Here is a 9243-nt window from a genome sequence, read left to right as displayed (position 1 = left end):
ACCAGGTGATCACCAGCAGCAGCGGGATGGAGCGGAAGTAGTTGACGTAGGCCTTGGCGAAGCCGGACAGCACGGCGCTGTTGGACATGCGCGCCAGTGCCAGCACGGTACCGAGGGCGATGCCGCCCGCGACCGCCAGTGCCAGCAGCTGCAGCGTCAGCTTCATGCCGTCCCACAGGCTGGGCAACGACGGGATAATCTGGCTGAAATCCATTATTTGGCCCCTCCCATCATGCCGGGAATGCGTACTTTCTTCTCGACCAGGTTCATCAGCGCCATCAGGCTCATGTTGAGCACGAAGTAGATCACCGTGGCCAGGGTAAACGCCTCAAAGATGTTGGCGCTGAATTCCGCGGTCTGCTTGGTCTGCGCCAGCAGTTCCATCAGGCCGATCAGCGACGCCACCGAGGAGTTCTTGAAGATGTTGAGGAACTCGCTGGTGAGCGGCGGGATGATGATGCGGAATGCCTGCGGCAGCAGCACGTGGCGATAGGTCTGCCCGATGCTGAAACCGACCGCCAGCGCGGCGGCACTCTGGCCACGGGGCAGTGCCTGGATGCCGGTGCGCACCTGCTCGCACACCCGCGCCGCGGTAAACAGCGCCAGACACACCACCACCGAGATATAGGCCGAGGTCGCCGGGTTCAGGTCCTGCTTGAACCAGACCTGCGTCGCTTCCGGCAGATAGTCCGGCACCACGAAATACCAGAGGAACAGCTGCACCAGCAGCGGCACGTTGCGGAACAGCTCGACGTAGGCGGTGGCAATCGCCGGCAGCACCTTGCCCGGCAGGGTGCGCATCACGCCCAGCACCGAGCCGATGGCCAGCGCCGCGATCCAGGCCACCAGCGCCACCGCGATGGTCCAGCCCAGACCGGAGACGAACCAGTCGAGGTAGATTTCGCTGCCGATGCCTGTGGACTTGAAGAAGATGTTCCAGTCCCAGTTGTAATTCATTGACTTCTCCAAAAGAAAAGGGGCGCCAGCAGCGCCCCTCCGGGAGCGGGTTGCCGGGTGTTGCCACCCGGTCCCGGTCTCGTTTCACGCTTGCTTCAGAAAACCCGCTCCGTCATTACCAACAAGCTGCTTACATTTCCTCGGCAGACTTGTCTGTCGGCTTGGCCACCAGCGCCTTGAACTCGTCGGACATCGGGAAGTTCAGGTTCAGGCCTTTTGGCGGCACCGGTGCCATGAACCACTTGCTGTAGATCTTGTTCACTTCGCCGGACTTGAAGGTGGCCTTGAGCGCGTCGTCGACCACTTTCTTGAAGGCCGGGTCTTCCTTGCGCAGCATGCAGCCGTAGATTTCGAAGGACTGCGGCTTGCCGGTCACCACCCAGTTGCCCGGGTTCTTGGCCTTGGCCATTTCGCCGTACAGCAGCGCGTCGTCCATCATGAAGGCGACGGCACGGCCCGATTCCAGCATCAGGAACGACTCCCCGTGGTCCTTGGCGGAGATGATGTTCATGCCCATCTGCTTCTCGGCGTTCATCGCCTTCAGCAGACGCTCGGAAGTGGTACCGGCGGTGGTCACCACGTTCTTGCCCTTCAGGTCCGGGAAGTCCTTGATGCCGGAAGTCTTGGCGGTCATCAGGCGGGTGCCGATCTCGAAGATGCCGACGGAGAAGGCAACCTGCTTCTGGCGCTCCAGGTTGTTGGTGGTGGAGCCGCACTCCAGGTCCACGGTGCCGTTCTGTACCAGCGGAATGCGGGTCTGCGAGGTCACCAGGTTGTAGCGCACCTGCAGGTTGGGCATCTTCAACTGTTTCTTGACCGCCTCGACCACCTTCAGCTGCAGGTCGTGCGAGTAACCGATCGGCTTGGTCGGGTCGTTCGCCAGGTAGGAGAACGGGATCGAGGCATCACGGTGACCGAGCACGATCACGCCGGAGCTCTTGATCTTGTCCAGGGTGCCTTCGGCCATGGCCGGAGCGGCAAAAGCGGAAGCGATGACAGCGGTAGTCAGCAGACGAGTCGTAAAACGCATTGGTTTCTCCATTTTCTCTTGGGTTTTGCTGCTTTTATCAAGCCGTACCGACCAGGTATGGCCCGGAAACCTGGCACCGCCGCTTGGCGGTGCCGGCAGGCAATCAGCTCATCGGGGTGAGCAATTGCCGTAAAAACTGTTGTGCCCGTTCGTGTTGCGGGTTCTTGAAAAACTCTTCCGGCGGCGCCTGTTCCACGATCTTGCCGTGGTCAATGAACACCACCCGGTCCGCCACTTCGCGGGCAAAGCCCATTTCGTGGGTGACCACCATCATGGTCATGCCGGATTCGGCCAGATCCTTCATCACCTTCAGTACTTCACCGATCATCTCCGGGTCCAGCGCGGAGGTCGGTTCGTCGAACAGCATCACCCGCGGTTCCATCGCCAGACCACGGGCGATGGCCACACGCTGCTGCTGGCCACCGGACAGCTGGGCCGGGAAGGCGTCCTTCTTGTGGGCGAGGCCGACCCGCTCCAGCAGCGCCACCGCCTGCTTGTCGGCCGCGGCCTTGTCCATGCCCTTGACCTTGATCGGCGACAGCGTGATGTTGTCCAGTACCGACAGGTGCGGGTAGAGGTTGAAGTGCTGGAACACGAAACCGACTTCGGCGCGCAGCGCGTTGAGATCGGTTTTCGGGTCGGCGACGTTCTTGCCGTCGACCCAGATCTCGCCCTCGTTGATGCTCTCCAGCTGGTTCACGGTGCGGATCATGGTCGACTTGCCAGAGCCGGACGGCCCGCACACCACCACCACCTCACCCTGCGCCACCTGCAGGTCTATCCCGTTCAGTACGTGCAAGTCCTTGAACCACTTGTGGACATTGTTGAAACGAATCATCGCTTTTCCTTTAATTCCTGTGACAGCCAGCATCGTGGTGCGGCACGGTCCGCATCATTCAAAACGGATTGTGCTGCGGCCAACCTGCTACAGCAAGCCGCAGCGCAACATGGTCAGCCGCGCGCGGCGGCCAGGTGGTTGGCCAGCGCCACATACTGCTGCACGCTCAGCGTCTCGGCCCGGGCCGCCGGGTCGATGCCCAGCGACAGCAGGGCATCGTCGCCGATCACGCCCTTGAGGTTGTTGCGCAAGGTCTTGCGCCGCTGGGCAAAAGCCTGCGCCACGATCTCCTCCAGCAGCGCCTCGTCTGTCGCCACCCCGCAGCGACCGGCATCAGGAATCATCCTTACCACCGCGGAATCCACTTTCGGTGGCGGGTAGAATGCACCCGGCGGTACCAGCAAGATCTGTTCCATGTCGAAACGGTACTGCAACATCACCGTCAGACGGCCGTAATCCGGGGTCGACGGCGCCGCCACCATGCGGTCGATCACCTCTTTCTGCAGCATGAAATGCATGTCGGTGACCCGGTTGCCGTAACGGGCGAGGTGGAACAGCAGCGGGGTGGAGATGTTGTACGGCAGGTTGCCGACCAGCTTGAACGGGCCGTCGCAGACGCTGCCGAAGTCGAAGGCCAGCGCGTCGCCCTCGTGGATGGTCAGCCGCTTGGGCGAGAACTCACCACGCAGGCGGCTGATGATATCGCGGTCGATCTCCACCACATGCAGATGGTCTAGACGCTGCAGCAGCGGCTTGGTCAGCGCGCCGAGGCCGGGGCCGATCTCGATCACCACATCGCCCGGCTGGGCGCCGACGGCGCTGACGATGTCCTCGATCACCTTACTGTCCTGCAGGAAATTCTGGCCGAAGCGCTTGCGCGGAATGTGTTTGCTCATTGCTACTTTCTGGATGAAAAACGGCGACAGGCTCGACCGGCGCTGGCAGGCAAAGACTGTCGCACAAAGATAAAGGTCTAACTCAAGCATAGCGGCGATCGTGCCGCGCGCCAGTACAACGCCATGGTGCAGCCGCCACCGGCATGGCGTCCGGAAATCCGGACGGCGGCCGGCCGGCGCGTACGCCTCACCGGATAAGGCCCTGCATTCCCCACGCCAGCAAGGCGTAACGGCTGGCCTTGCCCAGCGTAATCCACAGCGCGCAGGGCCAGAACGCCAGCCGCAACCAGCCGGCGGCCAGCGGCAGCGCGTCGCCGGCCAGCGGCACCCAGCTCAGCCACAGCGCCGCCGGGCCGAAGCGCTCGAACCACGCCGCCGCCCGCGGCGGCAGCGGCCTGGGCGGCACGCAGCGCCCCAGCCACAGGCTGCTGATGCTGCCCAGCGCATTGGCGGCGGTGGCGACCAGCAGCGCCGGCCACAGCAGCTCCGGACGCTGCAGCAGCAAGGCGCCCAGCGCCAGCTCGGAATTGCCCGGCAGCACGGTGGCGGACAGGAACGCCGACGCCGCCAGGCCGCCCAGCAGCAGCCAGCTGCTCACTCAGACGGCAAACACGAAGTCGCAGCCGGCGGCGTGGCCGACCACCGCCGACAGCGTGGCGCCGAACTCCTTGCCGTCGCGTGCCGCCAGCCACTGGCCGTCGCGCAGCGCGAAGTGGAAACCGCCGCTCCTGGCCGCGATCCACAGCTCCTGGTTCGGCACGTGGCGGTTGACCACCACCTTCTCGCCGCTGTCGAACTCGATTTCCAGCACATTCCCCGTCTTCAGGCAGTCCAGATCCAGCTCCGCCTCATCCAGTGCCGCTTCGATGCGCGTGAAAATACCGTCGGTGAGGGTCAGGAATTCGCTTTCAGTCATGGAAAAGTCCTAAAGGTTGGCCGCATGGCTTGGGGTGGGAGGCTCGCGCCTGATAGACTGCGATTTTGCCATAGCTACCGGATTCCGTATGCGTACTGCGCTGATGTTTGTCCTCGTCGCCACCGTTGTCACCGCCTGCGGCTTCAAGGGCCCGCTGTATCTGCCGGCCCCGGCCGGCCAGCAGCAGACCGCGCCGTAAGCGCGCGGCGCCGGCGTGCGGCCAAGCTTGCCGACGCCCATGTCCGCAACGGGAGACGTGATGGCGAGGGGCTAGCGCAGGCAGTGCGCGACGACAACGCAGCGCCGCGCGCACCGTAGCCCCGCGAAGACCTTGCCGCATCCGGCACCGGCCCGAGCGCCACACCGGCTACGGTACCGGCGCAACCTCCAGCCGGTTGCGGCCCTTGTGCTTGGCCTGGTACAGCGCGAGGTCGGCGGCGCGCAGCGTGCGCTCCCAGTCCTGCGGCTGGTTCTGCCACGCCATGCCGAGGCTGGTGGTGACGTGCAGCAGCGGGTGCAGCGTGCTCCAGTCGTAGTCCATCAGCGCCAGCCGCAGGCGTTCGCAGGTCGCCACCGCCGCCTCCTGCGAGGTTTCCATCAGCAGCAGCACGAATTCCTCGCCGCCGTAGCGCACCACCAGATCGACCGAACGGGTGTGCAGCACCACCAGCTGCGCCACCTTGCGCAGGGTATCGTCGCCGACGGCGTGGCCGAAGCGGTCGTTGATCGACTTGAAGTAGTCCAGATCCAGCACCACCACCGCCATGCCGTCAAAGCCGCCGTGCAGCTGCGCCAGACGCTGCGGGCCTTCGCGGTCGAGGCAGCGGCGGTTGCCGACCCCGGTCAGCGCGTCGACCAGCACCGCCTGCTCCAGCTCGTTCATGCGCGCCTCGGCCAGCGATTTTTCCGCCTCCAGCCGCGCCGCGCGCAGGCGCTCGTGCTCGGCCTTCAGCCGTTCGCGCTCGGTTTCCAGCCGCGCGCTGGTGATTTCCAGCTCCTTGCGTATCGCCCAGCCCTGGGTGCTGCCGCGCTTGCCGGCCAGCGACTGTTCCAGCTGGCGCAGGCGCTCCAGCTGCAGCAACGCCGGCTCGAACTGGCCACCGTCCTTGTACACGCGGTACAGCGCCTCGTGCGCCAGCACCCGCATCTCGTACTCGATCCGCTCCGCCGGCAGCGCCAGCACCCGCTCCAGCACCGCGATCGCAGCCGGCAGCTGCCCGCTGCGGTGCAGGATGATCGCCTCCGTGAGGTCGGCACGGTGTTGCAGCGCGGCGAAGTCGCCACAGCGCGCCAGCTCGCGACCCTGCGCCAGCTGCAGCAGCGCCTCGTCGTAGCGCGCGAGATCGGTGAGGATTTCCGCCAGGTTGATGATGGCGCTGGCTTGCAGGTGCGGGTTGTCCGCCGTGACCGCCAACGCCGCCGCCTGCTGGAAGTAGTCCAGCGACTGCGCCAGCAGCGCCGCGGCCCCGGACTGGGCCAGCGACTGCGCCAGCTGGCCGGCGGTGCGGTAGCTGGAGCCGAGATTGTTGATCGCACTGAACAGCGCGACGAGATGACCGTGCTGCGCCGCCAGCTCGCGCGCCTGCTGCAGCAACGCCACGCTTTGCTCCAGATCACCGACCGCGCTGTAGGTGCACAGCCCGGCGCGGTTCAGCGCCCAGCTCAGCGTCAGCGGCTGTCGGCAGAGACGGGCGGCGCTCAGCGCCTCCAGCGCGTACTTCAGGCCGTCGTGCGCCAGCCCCAGCTCGTTGCAGGCCATCGCCACCGTGCACAGCACCTCGGCGCGGGCGGCGGCATCGGCGGGCCGCTCCAGCATCGACGCCGCCTCCAGCCCCGGCGGGATGGCGTCGGCCAGCTGGCCCAGGCGGAAGCGGTGCAGCGCCAGCAGGGCCAGCGCCTCGCTGCGCAGGTGCTCGAAACCATGTTCGCCGGCCAGTTGCAGCGCCGTTTCCGCCGCCTGCAGGCCGTGATGATGGCGGCCGCTGCTGCCGGCCTCGCGCGCGCTGCGCAACAAGCGCAACAGGGTCTGACGCTGCGACCCCGCACCGCCGGCCGCAGCCGCCGCGACGGCCGTCGCAGCCGGATGGGGACGACGCGATGCGTTTACCGGATCACAGGATTTGTCAGCGCCGATCATAAAAACCACCGGGAATTCAGATGGCTGAATTTATATACCGATTTATGGCAAGGACGTAGCAGAAGGTTGGCCGCAATGACGGATTGGCGGCGGCAGGGCGCAAAAAACAACAATCGCAGCGCAACATCAGGCCACGGCCATGACGACCAGATTGACGTGGCGACGGGCGGTGGCGCCTCAGTCCGGTGCCAGGCTCTGCGCCGCCTGCAGCAGCAGGTCCAGCGACAGCGCGCCGCTGGTCTGGCGCAGCGCCAGCAGCTCGTCGCGGTGCGCGCGTGCCAGCCGCTGCACCAGCTCCTCGCCCTTCGGCGCCAGGCTGATCTCGACACAGCGGCGGTCTTCGCGCCCCGGCTTGCGCACGATCAGCTGCTGCGCCACGCAACGGCTGACCAGCCCGACCACGCTGTGGTGGTGCGACTGCAGCCGCTGCGCCAGCTCCGCCACCGTCGCCCAGTCGCGCCCCGGGTAGCCACGCAATTGCAGCAACAGCTGGTACTGCAGCGGGGTGATGCCGTTGCTCTGCGCCAGCTCCTCGCTGAAACGCAGGAACAGGCGCAGGCGGTAGCGGAAATCGGCCAGACGCTCGAAGTCGTCCTTGGACAGCGGAGTCGGGGGGGAACGGTTCATCGTGGCAACACCAGGCAACAAGCCCGCCAGCGTAGCAGATTTCCGCGCCGCCGCCGTGGCGGCGCGTCCGGGCGATGCCTCCGCCATGCTCAGTGCGACAGGCCGGCGTAGCACACCGGCGAACTGCGCCGGGCGGCGTCGTGCCAGTAGCCCTGCGCCGCCAGGCGCGCCTCGAGGAAGCGCGCCAGCGCGCGCACCGGATTCAAGAGACCGTCTTCGCCGTCGTACAGTAGCACCACGCCGCCTTCTGCGGCGGCCTGCAGCAACGCCTGCCAGCGCGGCGGGTTGGCAGCGAGATCGGCCCAGTAGGTCTCGCAGAACAGCGCGTAGCGCAGCGGATCGCGGCGCAGCCAGGCCTGCAGCCCCGGCGCCGGCAGCGCACGCGGCAGCCACCGTGCCCGCGGCAGGCTGCCACGGGGCAGCCCTGCCGGCCAGCGCGCGGCGAGCAGGAACACGTTGTCGCGTCGCGCCGGGCACTGGCTGGCCGGCAGCAGCTGGATAGCGGAACTCATCTCTGAACTCATCTCGGGCGCCCTCATAGCAGCGGTACCGCGATCAGCGCCACCAGCACCGCCCACAGCAGGGCGCCGACGGTGAACACGGTGTAGGCCAGCGACTCGGTACGCACCGAGTCCTCGTGCTCGAACAGCGCATCCAGCCCGTGATAGATCAGCAGGCCGGAAGCCAGCAGCCCGAGCAGGCCGATCGCCATATTGAAGAACGGCAGCGGCACCAGCAGCGACAGCGCCGACAGCCAGATCGGCAACGGTGCCAGCGCCGCCAACCGGTAGCAATCGGCGTACGGCGGCCGCACCTCGGCGTGTACCGCCATGCGGATGAAACCGGCCATCAGGTGCACGCTGAACCAGTTCAGCAGCAGGAACAGCACGATCACCGCCTGCCACTGCGCCAGCGACACCTGCGGCGCGTACACCTCGCCGTTGAAATAGGCGGCGTACAGCAGCATGCCGGCGGCGAACAGCGAGGCCGGCAGCACGATGCGGAAGAAGGACCGGGCGGTCGAGGCATGGTGGTGGGCGATTTCGTCCCAGCCGTGATGCGAGGACAGCAACATGCGAAGCGGGGTAAGCGGGGTCATGGCGACACTCCTTGCTGACGTGACGGACGGGCACGACAGGGCGCGTCCTCCCCTGAAATATATCGCATTACGATACAAATACAAGGCGCCAGAAGGCGTAGTCGTGCCTTATCCCGGTGCAGTACGTTTTACGCCGCACCGCAACATCACCTCCCGGGCAATGGCGGCAAGGCCGGCGCCGGCCTGAGCCTGGCATGGCTTTTGCATTGCAACAGCATTGTCTTGATGGAGTCTTGCCATGCGATCCCCGCCTGCCAGCAGCAACACCCCGGTTACCAGCGACGCGGTCGTGTTCAATTACCAACGCCCGACCCGCGCGCGCCTGATCGCGCTGGGCACCGGCGGCCGGCTGTGGCTGGTGGAAGCGTTCGATCCGCTGCACAAGGTGTGGGTGTGGCAGGACGAGAGCAACAATATGGAACAGGCGGTGGAAGGCGCGCGCCGGCTGAGCCTGTTTCCGTCCTGAGCCGGTGCCATAAATTCCTTACCGCCCCTCGCAACGGGACAACGCCTTGCGGGCGCTGGGGATATCCTTGTGCTTATTGGGGTTGCCGAGGCAGCGGTCGTCCTGCACGAGACGAATCTTTCCGCTCGCGTCCTTTTGCAGCCGCAGCAGTACCGTCATTCGATGCCAGCCTTGGCCGACATCCTCCGAGTGCTGCACCAGATTTTTCCCTATCAGGGGCTTTGTTGCACAAATCAGTTAAAGGCCGAGCGACCCCAATCCCCAGACAGACTTATCC

Annotated in this window: 14 protein-coding genes; 2 read left to right on the top strand and 12 right to left on the bottom strand. The window is 65.7% G+C overall.

The features are described from left to right. From IE100_RS16245 to cyaY, 7 genes are all read right to left on the bottom strand, one after another. Window positions 1-214: ABC transporter permease subunit (locus tag IE100_RS16245; RefSeq protein ID WP_189375639.1), on the bottom strand; the 214-nt coding region annotated here is incomplete at its 3' end. Then, complete coding sequence (locus IE100_RS16240; protein WP_189375637.1) at window positions 214-957, bottom strand: amino acid ABC transporter permease; 744 nt, start codon at window positions 955-957, stop codon at window positions 214-216. The genes IE100_RS16240 and IE100_RS16245, both read right to left, overlap by 1 nt. 130 nt (window positions 958-1087) lie before the next feature. After that, the gene (locus tag IE100_RS16235; protein ID WP_189375636.1) at window positions 1088-1987 is read right to left on the bottom strand and encodes a glutamate/aspartate ABC transporter substrate-binding protein; all 900 of its coding nucleotides are present in this window, start codon (window positions 1985-1987) and stop codon (window positions 1088-1090) included. Between the two features lie 103 nt (window positions 1988-2090). Continuing rightward, entirely contained in the window at window positions 2091-2825 is a 735-nt protein-coding gene (locus tag IE100_RS16230) for an amino acid ABC transporter ATP-binding protein (RefSeq protein ID WP_189375634.1), read from the bottom strand. A 113-nt stretch (window positions 2826-2938) separates the two neighbouring features. Then, window positions 2939-3721 carry a 16S rRNA (adenine(1518)-N(6)/adenine(1519)-N(6))-dimethyltransferase RsmA gene (gene rsmA / locus IE100_RS16225; protein ID WP_189375633.1) on the bottom strand — a complete coding sequence of 261 codons (783 nt, stop codon included), beginning with the start codon at window positions 3719-3721 and terminating at the stop codon, window positions 2939-2941. A gap of 187 nt (window positions 3722-3908) precedes the next feature. Next, window positions 3909-4319: a YqaA family protein gene (locus tag IE100_RS16220; protein ID WP_189375632.1), complete on the bottom strand. Its 411-nt coding sequence runs from the start codon at window positions 4317-4319 to the stop codon at window positions 3909-3911. Beyond that, window positions 4320-4637 (bottom strand): iron donor protein CyaY, encoded by a 318-nt coding sequence (cyaY, locus tag IE100_RS16215; protein WP_189375631.1) that lies wholly within the window; start codon window positions 4635-4637, stop codon window positions 4320-4322. A gap of 88 nt (window positions 4638-4725) precedes the next feature. On the opposite strand from cyaY, the gene lptM reads away from it, so the two are divergent. Further along, window positions 4726-4836 carry an LPS translocon maturation chaperone LptM gene (gene lptM, locus IE100_RS16210; RefSeq protein ID WP_189375630.1) on the top strand — a complete coding sequence of 37 codons (111 nt, stop codon included), beginning with the start codon at window positions 4726-4728 and terminating at the stop codon, window positions 4834-4836. Window positions 4837-5004: 168 nt separating this feature from the next. Here the strand turns inward: lptM and IE100_RS16205 are convergent, their stop codons facing one another. The 4 genes from IE100_RS16205 to IE100_RS16190 form a co-directional block, all read right to left on the bottom strand. After that, on the bottom strand, window positions 5005-6657 hold the full coding sequence (locus tag IE100_RS16205) for a diguanylate cyclase (protein ID WP_189375629.1): 1653 nt from the start codon (window positions 6655-6657) through the stop codon (window positions 5005-5007). Window positions 6658-6951: 294 nt separating this feature from the next. Continuing rightward, entirely contained in the window at window positions 6952-7401 is a 450-nt protein-coding gene (locus IE100_RS16200; protein WP_189375628.1) for a MarR family transcriptional regulator, read from the bottom strand. 89 nt (window positions 7402-7490) lie between these two features. Then, complete coding sequence (locus tag IE100_RS16195) at window positions 7491-7913, bottom strand: DUF488 family protein, N3 subclade (protein ID WP_189375627.1); 423 nt, start codon at window positions 7911-7913, stop codon at window positions 7491-7493. 23 nt (window positions 7914-7936) lie between these two features. Then, window positions 7937-8500, bottom strand: coding sequence for a YIP1 family protein (locus IE100_RS16190; protein WP_189375626.1), 564 nt, complete (start codon window positions 8498-8500; stop codon window positions 7937-7939). A gap of 238 nt (window positions 8501-8738) precedes the next feature. Between IE100_RS16190 and IE100_RS16185 the strand changes: the two genes are divergently transcribed. Beyond that, window positions 8739-8966 (top strand): hypothetical protein, encoded by a 228-nt coding sequence (locus IE100_RS16185; RefSeq protein ID WP_189375625.1) that lies wholly within the window; start codon window positions 8739-8741, stop codon window positions 8964-8966. Between the two features lie 18 nt (window positions 8967-8984). Here the strand turns inward: IE100_RS16185 and IE100_RS16180 are convergent, their stop codons facing one another. Then, entirely contained in the window at window positions 8985-9125 is a 141-nt protein-coding gene (locus tag IE100_RS16180; RefSeq protein WP_189375624.1) for a hypothetical protein, read from the bottom strand. Between the last annotated feature and the right edge of the window lie 118 nt (window positions 9126-9243).

The sequence above is a fragment of the Vogesella alkaliphila genome (assembly GCF_014652475.1).
Classification (GTDB): domain Bacteria; phylum Pseudomonadota; class Gammaproteobacteria; order Burkholderiales; family Chromobacteriaceae; genus Vogesella; species Vogesella alkaliphila.
This window is presented reverse-complemented; position numbering and strand designations above follow the sequence as displayed.

What these genes read in the sequence shown, in the direction of transcription:
- lptM (WP_189375630.1), top strand. Translation starts at nt 4,726, where the DNA reads ATGCGTACTGCGCTGATGTTTGTCCTCGTCGCCACCGTTGTCACCGCC.
- IE100_RS16200 (WP_189375628.1), bottom strand. Translation starts at nt 7,401, where the DNA reads ATGAACCGTTCCCCCCCGACTCCGCTGTCCAAGGACGACTTCGAGCGT.
- IE100_RS16180 (WP_189375624.1), bottom strand. Translation starts at nt 9,125, where the DNA reads ATGACGGTACTGCTGCGGCTGCAAAAGGACGCGAGCGGAAAGATTCGT.
- cyaY (WP_189375631.1), bottom strand. Translation starts at nt 4,637, where the DNA reads ATGACTGAAAGCGAATTCCTGACCCTCACCGACGGTATTTTCACGCGC.
- IE100_RS16185 (WP_189375625.1), top strand. Translation starts at nt 8,739, where the DNA reads ATGCGATCCCCGCCTGCCAGCAGCAACACCCCGGTTACCAGCGACGCG.
- IE100_RS16235 (WP_189375636.1), bottom strand. Translation starts at nt 1,987, where the DNA reads ATGCGTTTTACGACTCGTCTGCTGACTACCGCTGTCATCGCTTCCGCT.
- IE100_RS16240 (WP_189375637.1), bottom strand. Translation starts at nt 957, where the DNA reads ATGAATTACAACTGGGACTGGAACATCTTCTTCAAGTCCACAGGCATC.
- IE100_RS16230 (WP_189375634.1), bottom strand. Translation starts at nt 2,825, where the DNA reads ATGATTCGTTTCAACAATGTCCACAAGTGGTTCAAGGACTTGCACGTA.
- IE100_RS16190 (WP_189375626.1), bottom strand. Translation starts at nt 8,500, where the DNA reads ATGACCCCGCTTACCCCGCTTCGCATGTTGCTGTCCTCGCATCACGGC.
- IE100_RS16195 (WP_189375627.1), bottom strand. Translation starts at nt 7,913, where the DNA reads ATGAGTTCCGCTATCCAGCTGCTGCCGGCCAGCCAGTGCCCGGCGCGA.
- rsmA (WP_189375633.1), bottom strand. Translation starts at nt 3,721, where the DNA reads ATGAGCAAACACATTCCGCGCAAGCGCTTCGGCCAGAATTTCCTGCAG.